This window comes from Bifidobacterium sp. (genome assembly GCF_050874245.1).
Taxonomy (GTDB): Bacteria; Actinomycetota; Actinomycetes; order Actinomycetales; family Bifidobacteriaceae; genus Bifidobacterium.
On sequence record NZ_JBNMKH010000038.1, the window covers coordinates 1 to 21,614 of the forward strand.

Annotated in this window: 18 protein-coding genes and 2 tRNA genes; 16 read left to right on the top strand and 4 right to left on the bottom strand. The window is 58.5% G+C overall.

Annotated elements, in window-relative coordinates; genetic code table 11:
* Window positions 1–114: 114 nt before the first annotated feature.
* The 5 genes from ACR0P8_RS05610 to ACR0P8_RS05630 all read left to right on the top strand — a co-directional run bounded on the left by ACR0P8_RS05610 (window position 115) and on the right by ACR0P8_RS05630 (window position 3,878).
* A tRNA-Asn gene (locus ACR0P8_RS05610) sits at window positions 115–190 on the top strand.
* Between the two features lie 151 nt (window positions 191–341).
* Window positions 342–1,292 carry a choloylglycine hydrolase gene (bsh, locus tag ACR0P8_RS05615; RefSeq protein WP_432624189.1) on the top strand — a complete coding sequence of 317 codons (951 nt, stop codon included), beginning with the start codon at window positions 342–344 and terminating at the stop codon, window positions 1,290–1,292.
* A 236-nt stretch (window positions 1,293–1,528) separates the two neighbouring features.
* Entirely contained in the window at window positions 1,529–1,990 is a 462-nt protein-coding gene (locus ACR0P8_RS05620) for a MerR family transcriptional regulator (RefSeq protein WP_432624190.1), read from the top strand.
* 10 nt (window positions 1,991–2,000) lie between these two features.
* Window positions 2,001–3,050 carry a zinc-dependent alcohol dehydrogenase family protein gene (locus ACR0P8_RS05625; protein WP_432624191.1) on the top strand — a complete coding sequence of 350 codons (1,050 nt, stop codon included), beginning with the start codon at window positions 2,001–2,003 and terminating at the stop codon, window positions 3,048–3,050.
* Window positions 3,051–3,119: 69 nt separating this feature from the next.
* Window positions 3,120–3,878 (top strand): carboxymuconolactone decarboxylase family protein, encoded by a 759-nt coding sequence (locus tag ACR0P8_RS05630; protein WP_432624192.1) that lies wholly within the window; start codon window positions 3,120–3,122, stop codon window positions 3,876–3,878.
* 89 nt (window positions 3,879–3,967) lie between these two features.
* On the opposite strand, the gene ACR0P8_RS05635 is transcribed toward ACR0P8_RS05630, so the two are convergent.
* On the bottom strand, window positions 3,968–5,089 hold the full coding sequence (locus ACR0P8_RS05635) for a 5-methyltetrahydropteroyltriglutamate--homocysteine S-methyltransferase (RefSeq protein WP_432624193.1): 1,122 nt from the start codon (window positions 5,087–5,089) through the stop codon (window positions 3,968–3,970).
* Between the two features lie 182 nt (window positions 5,090–5,271).
* Here ACR0P8_RS05635 and ACR0P8_RS05640 point away from each other — a divergent pair, with 182 nt between their 5' ends.
* Both ACR0P8_RS05640 and ACR0P8_RS05645 read left to right on the top strand, forming a co-directional pair.
* A complete protein-coding gene (locus ACR0P8_RS05640; protein ID WP_432624194.1) occupies window positions 5,272–5,988 on the top strand; it encodes a GDSL-type esterase/lipase family protein in 717 nt (238 codons plus the stop codon).
* 99 nt (window positions 5,989–6,087) lie between these two features.
* Complete coding sequence (locus ACR0P8_RS05645; RefSeq protein ID WP_432624195.1) at window positions 6,088–7,110, top strand: cation diffusion facilitator family transporter; 1,023 nt, start codon at window positions 6,088–6,090, stop codon at window positions 7,108–7,110.
* Window positions 7,111–7,209: 99 nt separating this feature from the next.
* Here ACR0P8_RS05645 and ACR0P8_RS05650 read toward each other — a convergent pair whose 3' ends face one another.
* Window positions 7,210–8,811 carry an ABC-F family ATP-binding cassette domain-containing protein gene (locus ACR0P8_RS05650; RefSeq protein WP_432624196.1) on the bottom strand — a complete coding sequence of 534 codons (1,602 nt, stop codon included), beginning with the start codon at window positions 8,809–8,811 and terminating at the stop codon, window positions 7,210–7,212.
* A gap of 93 nt (window positions 8,812–8,904) precedes the next feature.
* Entirely contained in the window at window positions 8,905–9,576 is a 672-nt protein-coding gene (locus ACR0P8_RS05655; protein WP_432624197.1) for an AAA family ATPase, read from the bottom strand.
* A gap of 285 nt (window positions 9,577–9,861) precedes the next feature.
* Between ACR0P8_RS05655 and ACR0P8_RS05660 the strand changes: the two genes are divergently transcribed.
* Window positions 9,862–10,467: an isochorismatase family protein gene (locus ACR0P8_RS05660; protein WP_432624198.1), complete on the top strand. Its 606-nt coding sequence runs from the start codon at window positions 9,862–9,864 to the stop codon at window positions 10,465–10,467.
* A gap of 70 nt (window positions 10,468–10,537) precedes the next feature.
* On the opposite strand, the gene ACR0P8_RS05665 is transcribed toward ACR0P8_RS05660, so the two are convergent.
* On the bottom strand, window positions 10,538–11,008 hold the full coding sequence (locus ACR0P8_RS05665) for a hypothetical protein (RefSeq protein WP_432624199.1): 471 nt from the start codon (window positions 11,006–11,008) through the stop codon (window positions 10,538–10,540).
* 174 nt (window positions 11,009–11,182) lie between these two features.
* On the opposite strand from ACR0P8_RS05665, the gene ACR0P8_RS05670 reads away from it, so the two are divergent.
* From ACR0P8_RS05670 to uvrA, 8 genes are all read left to right on the top strand, one after another.
* Window positions 11,183–11,255, top strand: a tRNA-Gly gene (locus tag ACR0P8_RS05670).
* A 241-nt stretch (window positions 11,256–11,496) separates the two neighbouring features.
* Complete coding sequence (locus ACR0P8_RS05675) at window positions 11,497–11,622, top strand: hypothetical protein (protein ID WP_432624200.1); 126 nt, start codon at window positions 11,497–11,499, stop codon at window positions 11,620–11,622.
* A gap of 174 nt (window positions 11,623–11,796) precedes the next feature.
* Window positions 11,797–12,192 (top strand): GtrA family protein, encoded by a 396-nt coding sequence (locus tag ACR0P8_RS05680; protein WP_432624201.1) that lies wholly within the window; start codon window positions 11,797–11,799, stop codon window positions 12,190–12,192.
* A 132-nt stretch (window positions 12,193–12,324) separates the two neighbouring features.
* On the top strand, window positions 12,325–13,821 hold the full coding sequence (locus ACR0P8_RS05685) for a DUF3375 domain-containing protein (RefSeq protein ID WP_432624205.1): 1,497 nt from the start codon (window positions 12,325–12,327) through the stop codon (window positions 13,819–13,821).
* Between the two features lie 44 nt (window positions 13,822–13,865).
* Window positions 13,866–14,654, top strand: coding sequence for a DUF4194 domain-containing protein (locus tag ACR0P8_RS05690; RefSeq protein ID WP_432624206.1), 789 nt, complete (start codon window positions 13,866–13,868; stop codon window positions 14,652–14,654).
* Entirely contained in the window at window positions 14,651–18,112 is a 3,462-nt protein-coding gene (locus ACR0P8_RS05695) for an ATP-binding protein (protein ID WP_432624202.1), read from the top strand. Before ACR0P8_RS05690 ends, ACR0P8_RS05695 begins: the two co-directional genes overlap by 4 nt.
* Window positions 18,113–18,115: 3 nt before the next feature.
* Window positions 18,116–19,333 carry a Wadjet anti-phage system protein JetD domain-containing protein gene (locus ACR0P8_RS05700; protein WP_432624203.1) on the top strand — a complete coding sequence of 406 codons (1,218 nt, stop codon included), beginning with the start codon at window positions 18,116–18,118 and terminating at the stop codon, window positions 19,331–19,333.
* A 75-nt stretch (window positions 19,334–19,408) separates the two neighbouring features.
* Window positions 19,409–21,614, top strand: a 2,206-nt coding sequence (uvrA, locus tag ACR0P8_RS05705; protein ID WP_432624204.1) for an excinuclease ABC subunit UvrA, incomplete at its 3' end; no start/stop codon positions are given.

Consider the following 21,614-nt stretch of genomic DNA (forward strand, 5'->3'; position numbering starts at 1 on the left):
ACGAAGATCTGCATGTGACGTTTCGCCGCTGCGTACAGACAAGACACGCGGGGATTTGCGTTTTGTCGTTTTTCGCATATTATTTTTGTCTTGTGCACGGCGTGCATGAAACATTCCTGCGTAGCTCAGTTGGCAGAGCATCCGACTGTTAATCGGACGGTCACTGGTTCAAGCCCAGTCGCAGGAGCCATGTGAACTCCCCTTGGAAACAAGGGGAGTTTTCTTTTTTGATAGACTTTGCTTGTTTTTGCGTTTATCCGTCGGCGGAAGCCTTCATTCCACCAGGCGCGCATGCGTATGATGAACGCACCGGTCAATCAAGCAATGGAAGGAAGTCCATCATGTGCACTGGCGTTCGTTTCTCCGATGATGAGGGAAACATGTATTTCGGCCGCAACCTCGACTGGAGCTTCTCATACGGCGAGAGCATCCTGGTCACCCCGCGCGGCTACCACTATGACAATGCCTTCGGCGCAAGTAGCAAAGACAAGCCGAATGCGGTGATCGGCGTGGGAGTGGTCATGGCGAGCCGTCCGATGTATTTCGACTGCGCCAACGAGCACGGCCTAGCCATCGCGGGACTGAACTTCCCTGGTTACGCCTCGTTCGCCCATGAACCGGTCGAAGGCACCGACAACGTCGCCACCTTCGAGTTCCCGTTGTGGGTGGCCCGCAATTTCGATTCCGTGGACGAGGTCGAGGAGGCCCTGAAGAACGTGACGCTCGTCTCCCAGGTTGTGCCCGGACAGCAGGAATCACTGCTGCATTGGATCATTGGAGACGGCGACCGTAGCATCGTCGTTGAGCAGATGGCCGACGGCATGCATGTGCATCATGACGATGTCGACGTGCTGACCAACCAGCCGACGTTCGACTTCCACATGGAGAATCTGCGCAACTACATGTGCGTCAGCAACGAGATGGCCGAGCCGACCACATGGGGCAAGGCATCCCTGTCCGCCTGGGGCGCAGGTGTGAGCATGCATGGCATTCCGGGTGACGTGAGCTCTCCTTCACGCTTCGTTCGCGTGGCCTACGCCAACACGCATTATCCGCAGCAGAACGGAGAGGACGCCAACGTATCCCGTCTGTTCCACACGCTCGCTTCCGTGCAGATGGTGGAAGGCATGGCGAAGATGGGCAACGGCCAGTTCGAACGCACGTTGTTCACCAGCGGCTATTCGTCCAAGACTAATACCTATTACATGAACACCTATGAGGATCCCGCCATCCGTTCCTACGCCATGGCCGATTTCGACATGGACTCCTCGGAACTCATCACCGCCGCCTGACCCTCGATTCGACGGCTACATTGTTGACGGGCATCGCACGCTCCTGCGATGCCCGTCAACGCAACACGAGGTTCTTGCGGCGCGTCGACGAAGACGGAGCCGGCCGCGAACAACATCAGAACGAGGCCTCTTACGGCCTTCTGGCCGTATGCTTCTCGAAACGGAATCCTGAAAGACTCCGATGCGACACGCCAATATATGGACTTCGAGCGCTTGAGGTTTTTAGAGTGCGGGGTATGAGCAATACGACAACCACCTGGCATACGATTCGTGAGGCGTCCATGCTGTCCGGCCTGTCCGAATCGACGCTGCGGTATTACGAGCAGATCGGCATCATCGACCCGATAGCCCGTGACCCGAGTTCGGGACACCGAGCCTATTCCGACGAGGATATCCAATCACTGGTCACCATATCTTGCCTTTCGGCCACGGGAATGCCGCTCGAATCCATGCGCGAATACCTTCGGAACCGGTTCGACGGCCCCGAAGGCGCGCGCAAGCAGATCGAGCTGCTCGACGCGCAGGCGTTGCGGCTGGCCGCCAAGGCCGAGGCTTTGCGAATCCAGCAGGCCTACGTATCGCTGAAATCGCTGTATTGGCGTGCCATCGCTGACGGGCATGAGGATGAGGCCAGACGCATTCTCGAAGAGAACAGGGACGTCATCGAAAACGTCAAGAAGCAGCAATCGCACAAGTGAAGGAGCAATTATGAAAGCAGCAGTCTATAAGGGAATCAAGCAGATGGCCTGCGAGGAACGCCCGAAGCCGGACATCATCGAAGACGGCGATGCGATCATCCGCGTGGTTCGCGCCTGCGTATGCGGATCGGATCTATGGTTCTACCGCGATGGAGGCAGGGCAGTAGACAGCCAGACCGGCCACGAGGCCATCGGCGTCGTCGAAACCGTCGGCAAGGACGTCACAATCGCCAAACCCGGCGATTTCGTGATCGTTCCATTCCCGTACAGCTGCGGCAAATGCCCGGTCTGCAAGGCCGGATTCGAATCCAGCTGCCCCCACGGCGGCTATTTCGGTGATGGGGACGGCATGGGATGCCAGGCCGAGTACCTGCGCGTTCCGGAAGCCGACGGCACTTTGGTCGTGGTTCCGGGAGACGCCAAGACGTTCTCCGACGAGATGCTCGCCTCGCTGCTGACCCTGTCTGACGTGATGGCGACCGGCTACCATGCCGCCGCTTCCGCCGAAGTGAAGCCGGGTGATACGGCCGTTGTGTTCGGCGACGGCGCGGTGGGCCTGTGCGCCGTGCTGTCCGCCAAGCTCATGGGAGCCTCCCGCATCATCTCCATGAGCCGCCATGCGGACCGCCAGGAGATCGCGCGTAAGTTCGGTGCCACGGATTTCGTCGAGGAACGTGGCGACGAAGCCGTGGCCAAGGTGCTGGAGATGACCGATGGATACGGTGCGGACGCGGTGCTCGAATGCGTGGGATCGGCGTTGTCGAACGATACGGCCATGAAGGTCGCGCGTGCCGGCGCCGTGGTGGGACGAGTGGGCCTGCCGCATGGCGTGGAGGCTGATATTCCGGGACTCTTCTACCGCAATGTCGGCCTGCGCGGCGGTCCGGCCGCCGTGCGCACCTACGACATGCGACGTCTGCTCAAGGAGGTGTTGGACGGCACCATCAACCCCGGCATCGTGTACACCAGCGAATACACGCTCGACGACATTCAGGAGGCGTACGCCGCCATGGACGAACGCAGGACCGTCAAATCGCTGCTCCGCGTCAGCGAAGTCTGAGCCGCAACTGTCCGTTATAACGGGGACGGTAGAATGACCGCAATCCGAAAATGCGTGGGAAAGGAAGCAATGTTCGAGGAACTGCATAGGAAAATGAACGCGTTCTGGAACAACGACAGGACGCTGTCGCAAACCGATCCGGAATTCGTCAAACTGTTTTCCGACTTCGCCTATGACGAAGTGGTGAACGAACCGGGAGCCAACCATCCCGACCTGGATGACAAGACCCGCTCCCTGGCGATTCTCGCCACATTGGTCGGCTGTCAGGGACTTGACGCGTTCGAAATGATGCTACCGGTCGCCTATGAGACGGGACTGGGCTCCGTGGCCATCAAGGAGATGGTGTATCAGGCGACGGCGTATTGCGGTTTCGGCAGGATACTGCCATTCCTGAAGAAAATCAACGACTTCCTCGGCGCGGCGAACGTGCACCTGCCGTTGGAACCGCAGGGCACCACCATGTCGGAAAATCGCGCTCAGGCCGGCGAGGCCAAGCAGGTCGAAATCTTCGGAGAGGGGATGCGCGGCTTCGCGCAGTCCGGTCCGGAGGAGACCCGCCATATCAACAAATGGCTCGCCGACAACTGTTTCGGCGACTATTACACGCGTGGCGGTCTCGATACCCGCGAACGTGAGATGATCACCTTCTGCTTCCTGGCCGCGCAGGGTGGCTGCGAACCGCAGCTTACGGCGCATTGCAAGGCGAACATTGCGGTCGGCAATGACAAGTCGTTCCTGATCGCAGTGGTTTCGCAATGCATGCCGTATATAGGCTATCCTCGCACGTTGAATGCGATCCGCTGCATCAATGAGGCGGCGCGGGATTGATTCCGCCGGCCATATGTGAGTGAGGGGGCTGTCCGCTGGATACGGCGGACAGCCCCCTCACTCACATATGGGAACGTACATCGAAACGATTACTCGCCCCAGACATCCTTGGCGATGGACTGCACGAGGGCAATCTTGGCCCACTGCTGGTCTTCGGTGAGCTTGTTGCCTTCCTCGGTGGAGGCGAAGCCGCACTGGGTGGACAGACACAGGCGATCCAGAGGAATGTACTGGGATGCCTCCTGGATGCGGGCCTTGATGGTTTCCGGATCCTCAAGGTCAGGCCTCTTGGAGGTGATCAGGCCGAGCACGACCTTCTTGTTTCCGGAGACCTTGGCTAGCGGAGCGAAATCACCGGAACGATCGTCGTCGAATTCGAGATAATAGGCGTTCACATCCTCCTCGCCGAACAGTTTGGCCGCAACTGGCGCATAGCCGCCCGAAGACAGCCAAGTGGAATGGAAATTACCACGGCAGACATGCGTGTTGATCACCAGATCGGCAGGCTGATCCGCAATCACCGCGTTGATCACATCAAGATTCTCCTGCTGCAGACGCAGCGCATCCTCATCGCTCCAGCCAAGGCGTTCACGCACGCTCTTGTCACACAGACGGGTCCAGGTGCAGTCATCGAACTGCACGTTGCGGCAGCCTGCGGCATACAGGTCGGCGATCACCTGACGGTAGGCGGACACGATGTCGGCGGTCAGCTCGTCGTCGTTCCCGTAGAACTCGTCATACGGATAGGCGGTTTTGTTGCCGGTAAGCACGAACCGGGTCTGCGCGGGGGATGGCATGGTCTGACGAGCCACGGTGTTCTCATCCTCGAACTGCTTGACAAACTTGAAATGCTCCACGAACGGGTGGTTCTCACCGGAAATCTTGCCGGTCACCGTGGCGGTATCGGCCGGGGTGACCTCATCATGAAAGGCGACACGATGAGCAGCGGCGGCATGATCCACGCCGTTGAACCCCCACATGAAATCGAAATGCCACCAACCGCGACGGAATTCGCCATCGGTGATCACATGCAGGCCGGCGGCCTTCTGCTTGGCCACGAGCTCGGTGATCGCCTTGTCCTCGACCGCTTTGAGCTTGGCTGCATCAATCTTGCCGGCGGCGAAGTTCTCGCGTGCGGCTTTAAGCTCGGCCGGACGCAGATAGGAACCGACCACGTCGGCGCGGAACGGCGCGTTATGCTTGTATGCCATTGGACATTCCTTTCGAAAAACAGTGCTTGAATACCGCAGGAAGTCTACTCGGACGTCTCGAATCCGACGGGATGGCGACGCATGCATATAGTCTGCTCCACGAGACACTTGACGGACTGTTCCAAGGCGCGAGTACGGTACGGCATGGAAGGACATGCACACGGAAAAAGGGGAGTGAATACATGAACGTACTGGCGTTGGCGCAGGCTTGGTGGGCCCAGCACACCATCCATCTCGACCCGGAGCCCGCAGGCGAGCGTTCCGGAAGTATAAACGTCGATGACGCGTACGACAGGCCTCTGCGTTTCGTCGCCGTGGGAGATTCCATGATTGCCGGCTGCGGTGTCGATAACCAGTCGGAAGGCTTCACTCCGGCATTGGCGAGATGTTTTTCGCATACATTGAACCGCTCTGTCGATTGGGAGGCCCATGGCAGGCTGGGAGCGACCATGCGCCGTGTACGGTATCGGCTGATGCCGGAAATCGAAGGACGGGCTGATCTGATGGTCATCTGCGCGGGATCGAACGACTTGATGGCGCGACGCACCTTGGACGAATGGAAAGCAGATTTGTCGGCCACCATCGACGAAGCCAAAGCTATCTGCGACAACATAGTCGTGTTCAGCGCCGCCCAACTATACCGCAGCCCATCCCTCGGCGCCGAACTGCGCAAGGTCATCGGCCAGATGACCGAAGAACAGACCGCGGCGAGCAAAGCCATCTGTGAAAAGAAGCACGTCGAGTATCTCGATATGACCCATGAGGACGTGCACGCCGATCTCGACTCCTTCTACGCCCATGACCGGTTCCATCCAGGACGGTACGGATACGAATACATGGCGCGACGGGTGGATAATCTGCTGGGGGAGTGGCTCACATCCAATCTGTCCCATGTCTGATTCGAAAGCTTTCGCATTCCGGCCACCATGGCTCCATGGTGGCCGGAATGCATGGTTGAATGGTGTGACAACCAATCATATTCGAGGAATGGAAAGGCAATGAGCGAATCTCACGATCCTGCAAGTGACAGTATGACCACGGACAATGCGGCACGTCAGGAAAACAAGCATCAGGGTGCGGCCGTCAAAGCCGCATTGGGGGCGAACATCGGTGTCGCCATAGCGAAACTTCTCGCGGCGTTCTTCACCGGATCGTCCGCCATGCTCTCCGAATCAGTGCATTCCATCGCCGACTGCTCCAACGAGATCGTGCTGATGGCCGGAGGACGTTTCTCCAAGCGCAAGACCGACGGTGATCATCCGTTCGGCCTGTATCGGGCGAAATACCTCGCCTCATTCGTCGTGGCCACCCTGCTGTTCTTCGTCGGTGGCTTCTTCTCAACGTCCGAGGCCGTGAAGAAGCTTATCTCCCTTGCCGGCGATCCGGCTTTGCGTGATGTGAACCAGATGGAGCTGCTCGTCGCTTTCGCCGTGGTGGTCATCAGCGCCTGCCTGGAAGGCTACGGACTGCATCAGAGCATCAAGGAGGCCAACGAGCGCATGGAGCGTACGAACACGCCACGCATGGGCGTGTTCCGTTTCTGGCGGCACACCAAGTCCGCGGAACTTGCCTCAGTGATCATGGAGGACACGCTCGCATTGATTGGTCTGGCGTTCGCCGGTCTCGGCATCGGTCTTGCGATCGCGCTGGATAATGAGATCTTCGACGCGTTGGGCGGTCTTATGGTCGGTCTGGTTTTGATCGTCGGCTCGCTGCTGCTGGCGTTCAAGTCAGGTTCATTGCTCATCGGCGAGGCCGTGGAACCGGACACGCGGCGGAAAATCGTCGAGGCCGTCACCACCACGCCGGGTGTCGAACGTCTGCTGAACATGCAGACCGTGCACATGTCAGAGGATGACATCCTGCTATGTGTCAAAGTGCAGACCAGCAAGCTGGACCGCGATTACGACGTTGAAACCGTCGACAAAATCGAGAAGGCAGTGCGTGGCGCGCTACCATGGTACAGTTTCGAAATCTACGTCGAACCGGATATCTACAGCGCCAAGCATGTGCATGCCTGACACGCGTATCGACGAAGACAGTCGGTGATGACGACGATGGCCCCGGACGGAATGAATCCGTCCGGGGCCATTTCGCATATCGGTGAACGTTGATGACTTTTACTCCTCGGCCACCAGATCCAGATAGGAGTCGTTCCACAGATCCTCGTCGCCGTCCGGCATGAGCAGCACTCGTTCCGGGTTCAATGCTTCGACCGCGCCTTCATCGTGGGTTACCAGCACGATGGCGCCCTCGTATTTGGCGATGGCTTTCAGAATCTCGTCGCGGGACGCCGGATCCAGATTGTTGGTCGGCTCGTCGAGCAGCAGCACGTTCGCACGGCTCGTCACCAGCGTGGCCAACGCCAGACGTGTCTTCTCACCACCGGACAGCACACGTGCCGGCTTCAGCGCGTCATCGCCAGAGAAGAGGAACGATCCGAGGATGGAACGCGCCTGCGTGTCGTCAAGCTCCGGCGCCACGTGAATCAGATTCTGCAAAACGGTGGCATCGAGGTCCAACGTGTCGTGCTCCTGCGCGAAATAGCCGATTTTGCAGCCGTGCCCGTATTCCACGGAGCCTGTGTCAGGCTCCTCCAAATGGGCGAGCAGACGCAGCGTAGTGGTCTTGCCGGCACCGTTATAGCCCAGGATCACCACGCGTGACCCCTTGTCGATCGCCAGGTTCACTCCCGCGAACACGATGTTCGAGCCATACGCCTTGGAGATGTCCTTCGCCATGATCGGCGTGCGTCCGCAAGGTGCCGGTTCCGGGAACCGGATATCCGCCACCTTTTCCTTCTTCTGCGCTTCGGAAGTATTCTCCAGCAGTTTCTCCGCGCGACGCATCATATTCTGCGCAGCCACGGCCTTGGTGGCCTTCGCGTGCAGACGAATGCCCTGCTGCATCAGGCGCTCGGCCTTCTTTTCAGCGACCTCGCGCTCACGACGACGGCGTTCCTCGTCGACGACGCGCTGATGCAGATAAGCCTTCCAGCCGAGCGAATACATGTCGATCTGGCCGAGCTGCGCGTCCAGATGCCATACCTTGTTCACCACTTCGTCGAGCAGCTCGGTGGAGTGGGAGATGACCAGGAATCCGCCTTCGTACTTCTTCAGATAGCCGCGCAGCCATTCGATGGAATCCGCATCCAAATGGTTGGTCGGTTCGTCGAGAATCAGCGTGTCCGCATCGGAGAACAGGATACGCGCCAGTTCGATACGACGACGCTGGCCGCCGGAAAGCGTGCCCAGCTGCTGGCCCATCACATCCTGCGGCAGTCCCAGGCTGGCCGCCATCGCGGTCGCTTCGGACTGCGCGGCGTAGCCTCCGGCCTTTTCGAAATCCTGCATGGCCTTGTCATAGCGGTTCATCGCCTTGGTCATGACGTCCGGATCGGGGTCGGTCATGTCCTTTTCGGCCTTGCGTATACGTTTGATGATGCTGGCGATGTCTCGCGCGCTCATCATGCGGTCCAACGCGGTCTGCTCCGGGTCGGCGGCATGCGTGTCCTGCGGCAGATAGCCGAGTTTCCCGGAGACGCGGACCTTGCCGGCGGTCGGCAGCATATCGCCGGTGATCACGCGGGTCAACGTGGTCTTGCCGGCGCCGTTACGACCGACCAGACCGATTTTGTCTCCCTTGGCAACGTGGAAGTTGGTGGGATGCAGCAACGTGCGCGCGCCGATCTGAATCTCAAGTCCCTGCGCCTCAATCGCCATGCCGTGACACCTCTAGTCTTTCGTGTTTCTTCAAAAATCCTGCAAACGCCAATCGAACATCATAGCGAACACCCGCAACCGTTCCCTTTCGACTCATGTCTCATCTCCGAGCAGATGCCGTAGCACCGATTCCCGATGGTTGATGAAGGTCCTGGTAATCCGATAACTGTCCGTATCCTCGTAATCGCAGGGATGGATGCCGGTCCCGTCGAATGAGAGTATCTCCGCGTCCGGCAGGCCGAGCAGAATCGGCGAATGCGTGGCAACGATGAATTGCGAGCCGACGTCCGCCATGCGGCGCATACGTTCCAGCAGGGTCAACTGCCGTTGTGGGGAGAGCGCGGATTCCGGCTCATCCAAAAGATAGAGCCCCCGTCCCGTGCGGGACAGGAGTATCTCCAGAAACCCTTCGCCATGAGACATCTCATGCAGGCGGGCAAGTCCTCCGCCGTGATCATATTCACGAGCCTGTGTCGCCAAAGTGAAGTAGCTTTCCGCGCGCAGGAAGAAGCTTGATGGGCCAATCGCATGCCGACGGTATATCGTCATCGCCTCGGCAAGACCGGATGTGTCGTCGTATGTGCTGAACCGGTAATTGCGCGTACCACCTTCCGCGTTGAAACCACAGGCGACGGCGATGCCTTCCAGCAAAGTCGATTTGCCTCTGCCATTCTCACCGACCAGAAAGATGACATTCTTGTGGAATTCAAGTTCGTCAATCGAACGCAATGAGGGAATTCGACTGACGTATGAATCAGTCAGCATATTCCAATCTATGCGCAGCCCCGACACAATCAAATCGTCCATATTATTTACGAAACCATACTTTCATATCCGGCAGAACCGACCTACAGACCGGTGGCATGGCTCGATTATGCTACGGATCCGCCAGCCCTCATATTTTTCTGCGTGCCATTGCCGCTTCGGATTATAGGACGGGCCGCGGGAAAGGGTGCATATGCTGCGCCGACACAGTGGGTGGAATGGAATTATACAATCACGTGATTGATTCGCTACAGTGGTTTCGGAACCATTCAGGAGGGAAGAAACATGGCAAAGGCTTTGATTGTGGTGGATGTGCAGCCGACGTTCTGCGAAGGCGGCGAACTAGGCGTGCAGGGAGGCAATGCGGTCGCCGATCGTATCGCGGATTATGTGAACGCGCACCGGAGCGAATACGCATATATCGCGACCACGCAGGACTGGCATATCGAGCCGGGGACCCACTGGTCCGAACATCCTGATTTCGTGGATACTTGGCCGGTGCACGGCAAGGCCGGAGCCGCCAATGCCGAACTGCATCCCGCCATCGCCGCATTGAACATCGAGCATCATTTCAAGAAGGGTCAGTATTCCCCCTCATATTCCGGTTTCGAAGGCTTCGAGGACAACACCGACCGCATTCCCACCCGCGAAGAAGTCTCCACCGCCATGGCCTCGGGCAGGACACTCGCCAACGGCCTGAAGACCGCTGACATCACACGGGTCGATGTGGTCGGACTGGCCGAGTCGCATTGCGTCAAGGAGACCGCACTCGACGCGAAAAAACTGGGTTTCGAAGTGCATGTCATCGAAAACCTGACCGAACCGGTCAGTGAGGAACTCGGCATCGCAGCCCGTCGGCAGATGAGTGAAGCCGGCATCGTCCTCGACTAATCTCAACCAATCGGCTCCTGAAGCCAACCGTCATCGTATGATTCCGACGTCATGGCATGGCGGAAGGCTTTTAATATCCTTCGTCAATGAAAATCCAGCCGTGTTCCGCACGCGTGGAATCGGGATTCCACGCATACCAGCTTCCCCAGCCATTTTGGGACGAGTTCTGTGAACCCGCACGACAGGAGATGTCATTGGACAGGTAGATCACATTGTCCATCCCATATTCGTCGATGGCTTTGGAAATCGACGAACTGCCGCCGGAAGCCGTGATGCTATGTTCGATGGCAAGCAGCGCGGCTGAACGCTTTGCGTCATATCGGACGGCATCCACACGACAGCCACTCCAAGATTTCAGCCTGGCGATATCCGCTTCCACCGCGTCACCGACCTGAGACTTGTCAAACGCGCCTGTCGCCTTGATGCTGATCTGAACGTGGCTGACATCGGCCGGCCGAGATGGCAGGTAGACGAACCAGTATGCGCCGGCGGCACATGCCAACGCAGCGATGATGACCTTCATGGTTTTCGCAACTCGCATAGCCCCCCCCAACGTGTTTCATCAAACCATACGTCGGATACGTGACGGACGGGATGAATCTCAAGGAGAGCGTCTCATCGCAATTCGACACGTATGACGCGACACGCCGAAGCTTGCATGTTCGCCACCGCTCCTGTATATTTTCAACTCGTTGCCCACCACGGTGGAAAACATGCGGACATAGCTTAGTTGGTAAAGCGCAACCTTGCCAAGGTTGAGACCGCGGGTCCGAGTCCCGTTGTCCGCTCGATGAACGAAAGGCTCCCAGTCGGGAGCCTTTCGTTGTTTTGCTGAATCGACTGTCGATATGTCGAACTTATCGCACCGATTGGCGGCCTGGGCATGACGCGACCACATATGGGAAAACGTTTGACCACGATGCGGACTCTTTCTTGAATCGAACGCGTTTATGAGTCAGACTTATGACTGTTCCACGGATGTTGGCAAAGTCGCCAGGGGGTGTGGAACGAACGGAGGTATATAAGGAAATGAACGACCATATTGACATTGACACCACTTTCGTGCCGGATGATTCCGCTAGCCATTCCTGGACGGAACGGGACAGCGAACTCGTCGAGGAGTACGCGGCCCAGCTCATGGCGATGAGCATCTGACCGACGCAAGATAAGGAAGGCGCGCGATCCGTTTCCCGGATACCGGGAGGAACGGTCGCGCGCTTTCCTTATCTGCCTTATATGCGCCAGGCAAAACACCAAAACGTCATGAAACGGCAGCTCATGGAATAGTATTCCCAACCGGAACTCACGACGGAATCAAGAGGAGACCATATGCCAGCGGAGACGAAGGCAAAGGGCGGCATCGTCAGGCAGATGCTCAGCTACTGCGGGGTATCGGCGATGCAGACCTTCGTGGAATTCGGCGTGTTCGCCATACTGCAGCTGGCTGGCCTGCCGTTCCGATTGGCGAACACCGCGGCGGTTTTCTGCTCCGGCACATTCAACTACGTTATGAACCGCAATGTCACCTTCAAATCATCATCGAACTACGCGCGTTCCATCGCCATGTTCGTGGCCATGTACTGCTGGAACCTCTTGTTCTCCAACCTGATGATGGCGTGGATTCCAGGACTGCTCGGATGGCCCACCATGGTGATCAAGATCGTCACCATGGGCATGCAGGCGATCTGGGGATTCCTGCTGTGCCGTTACGTTATCTTCAAATGACATTGCTATGGAGAAGCGTCTTCTCTGCGCCGTGAATCGTGTCCCCATAACCGCCGTTCCCTTACAATGGGTTACGCATCGAAAATCCAGGCTGGGAAGGAAGGTCGTTCGTTGTCAGACGTGAGACGGGAAATGGAACGGCTCCGACCCGTATATGAGACCGGTGTGCTGCGATTGCTGCTACGCGGCAATTCCATGTTGTACGTCGCGCTTCTGCGATCGACATTCGATCCGCTCACCGGTGAACTGTCACGCGAAATCGTGGAGGAACGCTTCGCGCGCAGTCTGTCACGACTCGCGGAGACTGGTGACTACACACCCAAGGACGGGCAGACGAACGCGGAGGCCGCGCATGCGATCCTGTCCCAGCTGACGAAGGAAGGCGAAGGCGACTACGCCTGGCTCGCCAATTCGCTTGACGTCGCCTCGCACCGGTATCTGTACCGTCTCACGGCACGCGCGCACCGCGCCATCGAGGCGCTCGACCGGCTCGAGGACACCACCAAGGCGCTGTCCGGAGCGCAGGCCAACAGCATCATCATGGAAATCGAACATGCGCGTATGCAGCTGACGGCTGACCCGCATGAACGCATCCGCCTGCTGGAACGCGACATCGAGGAGAAACGGAAACAAATCGACGAGCTGAAGCACAGCGACACCTTGGACAGACTCACCTCACAGCAGGTGAGCGACATCATCGGAGTCATCCACAACACGTTGCGGGGCGTTCCGATCGATCTGCGCGAACTCGCGCTCGAGGAACGCGACCATGGCGACAGTCTGCGTCGCAGCATGCAATCGGGATCCATCAGCGTTGAACAAGCCCTTGGCGCCTACCATGACGCATATCACAGATCGTTCCACGAATCCGACAGCGGTCGACGATTTGAAGACGCGTTCCAGGTGATCGTCACCGACGAGGGGCGTCGCGAAATCGACGACGCAGTGCGCGACATCGCGCAGAACCCGTATCTGGACGGCGAGCCAGGCATCCTGCTCGCCCAAGTACGCGCCGAGCTCAATCGCATCTACGAGGGTATCGAGGATGTACGCAGACAGATTCGCATATCCGACGAGGCCGTGAGCCGGCTGGTGCGCCAGCAGACCGACACGCATTACCGCACCATGCTCGACAAACTCCACAAACTGTTCGTGCAAACCAACGATGACGCGAAAAACCATTCCGGTTCGGGGGAATACCCGTATCATACGGACACCGGCATGGCGCAATTTCAGGCATTGCCGTCACGTCCGGCGAAATCGATGGCGCGCGCCACAACCGCCGGCCTGCAGGATGCGCCCACAACGGAAATCGATGCCCCCGACCTCAAAACCATGGTCAAGATGTGCGGACCCAGATTGACGCATATGATCTCGCTCATCCGACATGATCCGGTGAAGACGTCGGATGGCATGTTCGTGGATATCGCGGCGAGTTTCAACAGGTTGCCACGCGTCGAACGGCGTGAAAGCGAACTGATAGGATTCCTCAGCGCCTTGCGGGCGCAGGATGGTTCGGCGAATGTGGCATGGCATTGCGTATCGATTGACGGTGGAGAACGCGTATGGCGCACCAGACCGGTTCTTGCCAGCGAATCGACGCTTGACGGCATCATCGAGGAGGGATGAGCATGACGGATGACATCGACGATCAAGGAATCGGCATCGGTCTGATGGATGACGGGGAATCCGAACGCCCGCCGGAGGAGACGACCACACCGCAGGCCATGCCGGCGCTATTCGATGGCGACACCGGCGACATGCCTCTCGAAGCGCGTAGGGCTGCGATTGCGCTCAAACGCGAACGGTATATCGACGGCAGCCTGTACGAACGCGCATGCGAATACCGTGAGGCCGTTGAGCGTTCGTTGAACAACGACATGCTCAGGTTGGTTGACAACACGAAATACCGGATCATGTACGCGTCGCCCGTCACCGATTCGGAGACGAACATCCGCGCGCTGAAAACGCGTGTGAGCCTTACCCGCGAAGAAGCCGCCACGCTTGCCGCCTTACGCATCAAGGTGCTGGAATATGAGAACCAGAAAACCGAACCCGGCGACTGGCTCATCAGTTTCGACGACATTCGTGCGATGCTTGCCACAGGTGCGGGATTCCTCGCCGCCAGCAATGACGAGGAGGGTACTGCGAAGAAGATCGCCTCCGTCATCTCGCGCATGCGCACCTACGGATATCTCGCGGACGCCGGCGAGGAGAACATGTACGTGCTCACTCCGCTGGTGCCGATGGTGCTCGACCGCGAGCTCGCGGACGAATGGCTTGGTTCCGGGAGAATGGACGCCGCCGGCGGTATGGACGATACCGGAATCGAAGGTTTGTCCGATTCCGACGATGAAAATGGCGTGGGCGATTCGAACGGGATTCCGGCATCCGAAGTCAAACAGGATGCATTCGACTTCGGCATGAACGATGATGCCTTTAATGGAGGGGAAGACCGATGACTGAAAACGGCATGAAAATCGTTTCCGACCGGTGGATGCTGCGAAGCCGGCAGATCGTCAACTGGGGCTCCTACAGCGGCTATCACGTGTTCCGCCCGTCCATGGACGCGGACATGCCGGTGACCTTGCTCGCCGGAGCCAGCGAATCGGGGAAATCCACTCTCGTTGACGCCCAGATCTCTCTTCTATACCCGTCCGGCACGCCTTACAACAAGGCGTCGAACTCCGGACGATCAGAACGCAACGATTACACGTACTTGCGCGGCATGATCGGTATAAGCGACGGCGACGACGGCGAGACCCCGATCTTCCTGCGCGGCAGGGACGCGGACGGTAAACCACAGAACATCTGGGGCGCAATCGTCGACACCTACGTGAACCGTAGCGACGGCGGCATACTGTCCTGCGGAAAATTCCTGTATCTGACCGCCGGTGACGGACCGGACGGACTGCGCCGCCAGTTCATCACACACAATCAGCCCATCGACCCGCGGCTCATGGACCAGCATCGTGACGCGCCATTCACCAAGGGCATGATGGAACAGACCTATCCAGGATGCACGACCCACGTCAACGCGGCCGCGTTCCACGCCTCCATCTGGCAGGATATGGGATTGAGCGCCGAAGCCTGCCGGCTCCTGCACAAGATACAATCCGCCGACGCGCCCTCGAAACTCGACGACATCTTCAAGCAAGGCGTCCTCGACGTGCCGGAATCCATCCGTCTCGCCCGCGAAGCCGTTGATGACTACAACCGGTTCAGCGAGAACTTCCACAGCATGGAGGAAAAAGCGGCCCGTGTCGCCATCTTGCAGAGCATTCAGACACGCTACGGCGAATACGCCAAGCAGCTCAGCGAACGACGCGAATACGAGCCCGTCAACCCGGACAGCGAACGAGGGGAGGCCACGCTCGTCGCATGGACACGTTCACGCATGGCCAGCGAGGTGCGTTCCGGACTGCCAGCGGCACAGAACAAGGCGGAGGAGTCACAGAAAGCCCTCAACAAATCTCAGCAGCGCATCGACGATCTCGACGCACAGATCGAAGCCATCAAGGAGCGCATCCGCGGCATCGACGGCGGCAGCCTGCAGCAGCTCGGCAAAGACCTCAAACGCGCGCGCCAGGACGCCGACGAGGCTCGCCGCCAACGGCACGACATAGCCGAACGATTCGAACGGATCGAAGGCAAACTGCCCACCGACGAGCGTACGTGGGACCTTAAGCGCACCGCATTGACTGAATCGGCCGACGTGTATGACGAACGATTGGATGAGGCACAGGCCAAATACCGGCAGCTGGTAGGGGAGTTGCATGACAGACAGCGCGAGCGCGACGTGCTTCAACGGGATTATCGTCGCAAATTCGACCACAGGACGCGCATCAGCGACGAGATGGACGATGCGCGCACGTTGATCGCCCAAGCAACCGGCTTGGATGAGGCACAGCTGCCGTATGTGGCGGAATTGATGGATGTGGACAAGCATGACGAACGGTGGCGTCTGGCGATGAACGTCACGTACGCGCCGATCGCGCAGACCATACTCGTCGACAAACAATACGAACAGGGATTCGCCGCAAAGGTCAGCGCCATCGATCCGACGCGTATGACACGCCGCACATGGCGTTTCGTCGACACGGACGCGCGATACGATTCCGTCAGCAACGAGGGATGGATGTCGTCGAAGCTGCGGTACAAGGAGGACTCGCCGTTTGTCGGATGGCTGAAACAGCAGACGTCTTCGGATCGTTTCGACGCACGTTGCGTGGATGCCATCGATGACATGGACCGCGACGAACGTCAAGTGCAGGTCGACGGGCAGATCAAATCCGGTGATCGTGGTTTTCATGGCGTCAAAGGCATGCATCAGGTCATCGGCTTCATGAACGAACGTTACCTGTCCGAGTTGAAACGGCAACTCGATGAGGCTGAACATGCTACGGAGGACGCCGACCGCCGCAGTCGGCAGATGGCAAACGCAATCACCTTGTTGCAGGATGAGCATGAGCTTGCCCGTGTCATAGCCGACATGCCGTGGAGCAAAATCGACGTGGACGGGCTTGAAGCGAAGGCGGAGCAGATCCGGCGACAGATCGAACGGATCGAAAGTGATCCTGAACTGGGGCAATTGCAGGATGAACTGAAACATCTTTGCCAGCAGTCGGACGTCGAAGGCAGGAACAGGTTTCAGGCCGAGGCCGACTTGGAAAGCGCCCAACGTGCCGTCCATGCCGAGCAGGCTTGGCTCGACGCGTATGGCGACGCGGATTTCGACGATTCCACGCTGTCCGACATGGTATCGAATCTCTTGGCCGACGCGTACGAGAACTGTTTCGGCGCGTCCGTGCACTTGCAGGACCGTCCGCGACTCATCGCCGGCGGCGCCGACCATGAAGGGGCGATGCCATTCGATGCGCGTGTAATGCGCAACATCGGACGCATCATACGCATACGAATCCAAGAGACCGACGAGCGTGCCAGCAAACTACGAGCCGACACGGAAACCGCCATGGACGACTATCTCAGACACCATGCCACCGAGGACGATACCGTTACGGCAAGCGTGGAGGACTATCGGTATTATCTCGACGAGCTCAACATGCTCAACATGCTCGTCACCCGCGCCGCAACCGATGAGGAGTATGTGAACAGCGTCGAAAAACTGTATATGAGCTTCCAGCAGCTCAACCGCGCGCTCAATACTGACGAGGAGAACGTCAGGGAACAGCTTGTCCGCATCAACGGCATGCTCAAGGACCAACAGTTCGGCCCGCGTGGAGGCAGGCTTTCGCTTGGCGTGAAGTTCGGTGACGCCGACCGGCAGTTCAGAAGATCATTGGCCGGCATCATGTCGAAACTGGACGATTGGACACGCAACGGGCGTGACAATCCCATGGAGACCCGCAAGGCGTTCAAGAGTTGCGAGTCATTCATCGGCAGACTGCAGGACGAACTCGGCAACATCCATGATACGAACGGGATCAAGGAGTATGGTGCCCGCAATCTCGATCCCCGTGTGCGTAGCTCGTTCTACGCGACCGTGCATCATGACGACGCTCCCGACGAACGTATCAGCTCAACCGGAGGCAAATCAGGCGGCGCGTTGCAGGAACTTACCTCGTTCGTCTACGGCGCGGCCCTGATTTATCTGCTTGGCGGCGATTTGACAGGCAAGCCCACCTACACCACGCTGTTCCTGGACGAGGCCCTTATCAAAGCCGATGGACGCTACACCAAGCGCGCCCTCACCGTACTGCCGCGACTTGGCTTCCAAATCATCGTGTCCGCTCCGGAAAGCAAAACCGCGGAAATCCTCAGCATCGCCAACAAGGCGTACGTGGCGTACAAGGATCCATCCACAGGCAACTCGTACCTGCAGGAGCTCGACCGCGAAAACGCACAGGACGAATCTCAGGACCCGGGCAAAGACACGGCACCATCAATGAAAGGGGAGTGAGCCATGGCAGTGGCCAGGAGCGCCAAGGACGGCATGAGCATCCGTCGGGAACTTGGCGAATACGTCGACGCATATCTTAACCGGCACATGTACGACACCGACGCTTCCTGGCCCCTGCGCAAGACCATCCACCTGCCCAAACAAACCGAACTGGAGGACAACTACGCGCGCGTTCGCGCCCAGGACGACGCCATCCGTGATTGGGCAAGCCGACATCAATGCGAAACCAGCGAGAAAACCAAAATCGTCTCCAGCGGACTCGTCCGGCAGAAAAGCCAGCTCATCGAATCGGTAACCATACCCGACCTGGACACGGCTCTCCGTATAGCAACAAGAACCACGTGCGAACGCTATCTACGTGAGCGCCGACGCATGCGCGAACTCGCAGACGAATTCGGCATCAACCAGGACAGCGCGTTGAATGTCGTCAAAACGCTCAAAGACCATGATGACGTCGATTTCCGTCTCGTCATCCAGACCGCGCACTATTTCACCAACCACAACTGCGGCACCATGACCCCACGCATGGTGCCGATTCCCGGATTCAGCGCCAAATGGCTCGGCACGCCCAGTTCCCAGCGTCGCAAAGCGATATGCATGCTCACCGGACAGGACAGCCTCGACTTCCAAGAGCGTCCCGGCGAACTCCGACTACGATTCATGGACGCCGAACACCACGGCCAGCCCGACCTCATCATCACCCGTCCGTGGACCCACGACAGACCCACCGACATCGCGCACGCCATCATCATCGAGAACAAGGACACCTATCAGGCCATGCCCACTGTCGAACACGCCATCTGCATCTTCGGCAGCGGATACGCCACCTTGGAACGCATGACGACCCTCCTGCCATGGATCACCGATATTCCCGACATCATCTATTGGGGAGACATGGACGCCAACGGGCTTGACATCCTCTCCAAATTCCGTCAGACCGGCATCCCTTGTGCATCCTTGTTGATGGATCCTGCCGCCTACAAAGCCTACGAACGATACGGCACCATGCTCGACACGAAAAACAAGCCACTCACCACACGCGAGCCCAAACCCACGCCCCAACTCACTTTCGAGGAGCGCAGACTCTACGAAATGCTCTGCACCGGAACCGACGCGACATACCTGCGAATCGAACAGGAACGCATACCTATTGCGGACGCCGCGACCATCATGCGCGACCAATACCAATGGCCCATCGCCATGCCCGACAACACCATATAGAACACCTGTTCGAAACTGGCGTGAAAATACGCTATCCTATACACCTAGAACAGGCAAACAAAAGCGGAGGGGAAAGTGGCCGCCAAACGAAACAGCACCGCACGTAACGAAGTCGTGGTTGAACGCGTCCTCACCAGCGACGCGTTTTTGACACGCGAAATCAAAAAGGCGCCGATGAGGATAAAAGACGGTTCGCTCGTGGCGGATCTGAAACATCTGCCCAACGACCTCAAAATCGTCATCCAAGGCGCCCGCGAGCATAACCTCAAGAACGTCGATCTGGAATTTCCCCGCAACCGCATGGTGGTGTTCACAGGCCTGTCCGGTTCAGGCAAATCCTCGTTGGCGTTCGATACGTTGTTCGCGGAGGGGCAGCGTCGTTATGTCGAATCGCTGTCGGCGTACGCACGCCAGTTCCTGGGTCAGATGGACAAGCCCGACGTCGATTTCATTGAGGGTCTGAGCCCCGCCGTTTCGATCGACCAGAAGACCACGAACCGCAATCCCCGTTCCACGGTCGGCACGATTACGGAGATCTACGATTACCTGCGACTGCTGTTCGCACGTACCGGCATTCCGCACTGTCCGGAATGCGGCGCTTTGGTGAGCGCGCAGACGCCGCAGCAGATGGTGGACACGTTGCTGAAGTATCCGGAGCGCACGCGTTTCCAGATTCTCGCACCTGTCGTACGTGGTCGCAAGGGCGAGTTCGAGGATCTACTCGAGCTGTTGCGCGGCGATGGCTATGCACGGGCGCTGATCGACGGCGAGATGCGACAGCTGTCGGATGACATCAAGCTCACCAAGCAGAAGAAGCACACCATCGAAGTGGTGGTGGACCGTCTGGTGGTCAAGGACGGCATCCGCCAGCGTCTGACCGACTCGGTGGAGACGGCTCTGAAACTCGCCAAGGGCGTGATCGTCGCCGACTTCGTCGATTTGGACGAGAAGGATCCGAATCGGCGCAAACCGTTCTCCGAGAAGCGCGCCTGTCCGAACGGCCACCAGCTGGAGCTCGACGAGATAGAGCCCCGAACCTTCTCATTCAACGCGCCGTATGGAGCCTGTCCAGAATGTACGGGCATCGGCTACAAACTGGAGATCGACCCCGAATTGGTGATTCCCGATCCAGACAAGACGCTGAACGAGAACGCCATAGAGCCATGGGGCATGACCAAAGGCACCGGCGAATACTACCGGCATGTGCTTGAAGGTCTCGGTGAGGAGATGGGATTCGATCTGGACACGCCTTGGAAGGACCTCCCCAAGGACGCGCGTGATGCCATCATGTACGGCCGTGATTTCAAGGTGCAGGTCTCATACCGCAACCGCTGGGGACGCGTCCGCGAGTATTCGACGGGATTCGAAGGCGTGGTCCGCACGCTGATGCGCAGGCATGACGAGACCGATTCCGACCAGATGAAGCAATATTACGAATCGTATATGCGCGAAGTGCCATGCCAGGCATGCCATGGCCGGAGGCTCCGCCCCGAAGTGCTCGCCGTCACCGTGGGAGGGAAATCCATCGCGGACGTGTGCGACATGTCGGCCGAACGCAGTCTCGCATGGATCAACGGTCTTGAACTTGAGGGCTCCGCCGCGCAGATCGCCGGCGAAGTGGTCAAGGAGATTCGTGCCCGACTCGGATTCCTCAATGACGTCGGTCTGAATTATCTGACATTGTCCCGTGCGGCGAAGACCCTGTCCGGAGGCGAGGCGCAGCGCATCCGTCTGGCGACCCAGATCGGATCCGGCCTGGTGGGCGTCATGTATGTGCTGGACGAGCCGTCCATCGGCCTGCATCAACGCGACAACGAGCGGCTGATCACCACGCTGCATCATCTACGCGATCTCGGCAACACGCTGATCGTCGTCGAACATGACGAGGACACCATCAAAAGCGCCGACTGGGTCATCGACATTGGCCCGGGAGCGGGTGAGCACGGTGGCGAGGTCGTTTATTCCGGCCCCGCGAAGAAGCTCATTGACGCTCCTCGTTCCATCACGGGAGACTACATCGCCGGCCGTAGGAGCATCGAAGTGCCGAAGACGCGTCGCAAGACGCATAAGACCAAGCAGTTGCGTGTGGTGGGCGCCCGTGAGAACAATCTGAAGAACCTCAACGTCAACTTCCCGTTGGGCGTCTTCACCTGCGTGACGGGCGTGTCCGGCTCCGGCAAATCCACGCTTGTCAACCAGATCCTCTATCCGGTACTCGCCGACAAGCTCAATGGCGCACGCATCGTGCCCGGAAAGCATACACGCGTGGAGGGGATAGACC

Bases quoted from the DNA above. Each gene is read 5' to 3' on its own strand.
- ACR0P8_RS05625 (WP_432624191.1), top strand. From the start codon at position 2,001: ATGAAAGCAGCAGTCTATAAGGGAATCAAGCAGATGGCCTGCGAGGAA.
- ACR0P8_RS05620 (WP_432624190.1), top strand. From the start codon at position 1,529: ATGAGCAATACGACAACCACCTGGCATACGATTCGTGAGGCGTCCATG.
- ACR0P8_RS05630 (WP_432624192.1), top strand. From the start codon at position 3,120: ATGTTCGAGGAACTGCATAGGAAAATGAACGCGTTCTGGAACAACGAC.
- ACR0P8_RS05675 (WP_432624200.1), top strand. From the start codon at position 11,497: ATGAACGACCATATTGACATTGACACCACTTTCGTGCCGGATGATTCC.
- bsh (WP_432624189.1), top strand. From the start codon at position 342: ATGTGCACTGGCGTTCGTTTCTCCGATGATGAGGGAAACATGTATTTC.
- ACR0P8_RS05700 (WP_432624203.1), top strand. From the start codon at position 18,116: ATGGCAGTGGCCAGGAGCGCCAAGGACGGCATGAGCATCCGTCGGGAA.
- ACR0P8_RS05685 (WP_432624205.1), top strand. From the start codon at position 12,325: ATGGAACGGCTCCGACCCGTATATGAGACCGGTGTGCTGCGATTGCTG.
- ACR0P8_RS05665 (WP_432624199.1), bottom strand. From the start codon at position 11,008: ATGCGAGTTGCGAAAACCATGAAGGTCATCATCGCTGCGTTGGCATGT.
- ACR0P8_RS05640 (WP_432624194.1), top strand. From the start codon at position 5,272: ATGAACGTACTGGCGTTGGCGCAGGCTTGGTGGGCCCAGCACACCATC.
- ACR0P8_RS05655 (WP_432624197.1), bottom strand. From the start codon at position 9,576: ATGCTGACTGATTCATACGTCAGTCGAATTCCCTCATTGCGTTCGATT.
- ACR0P8_RS05690 (WP_432624206.1), top strand. From the start codon at position 13,866: ATGGATGACGGGGAATCCGAACGCCCGCCGGAGGAGACGACCACACCG.
- ACR0P8_RS05650 (WP_432624196.1), bottom strand. From the start codon at position 8,811: ATGGCGATTGAGGCGCAGGGACTTGAGATTCAGATCGGCGCGCGCACG.
- ACR0P8_RS05645 (WP_432624195.1), top strand. From the start codon at position 6,088: ATGAGCGAATCTCACGATCCTGCAAGTGACAGTATGACCACGGACAAT.
- ACR0P8_RS05695 (WP_432624202.1), top strand. From the start codon at position 14,651: ATGACTGAAAACGGCATGAAAATCGTTTCCGACCGGTGGATGCTGCGA.
- ACR0P8_RS05635 (WP_432624193.1), bottom strand. From the start codon at position 5,089: ATGGCATACAAGCATAACGCGCCGTTCCGCGCCGACGTGGTCGGTTCC.
- ACR0P8_RS05660 (WP_432624198.1), top strand. From the start codon at position 9,862: ATGGCAAAGGCTTTGATTGTGGTGGATGTGCAGCCGACGTTCTGCGAA.
- ACR0P8_RS05680 (WP_432624201.1), top strand. From the start codon at position 11,797: ATGCCAGCGGAGACGAAGGCAAAGGGCGGCATCGTCAGGCAGATGCTC.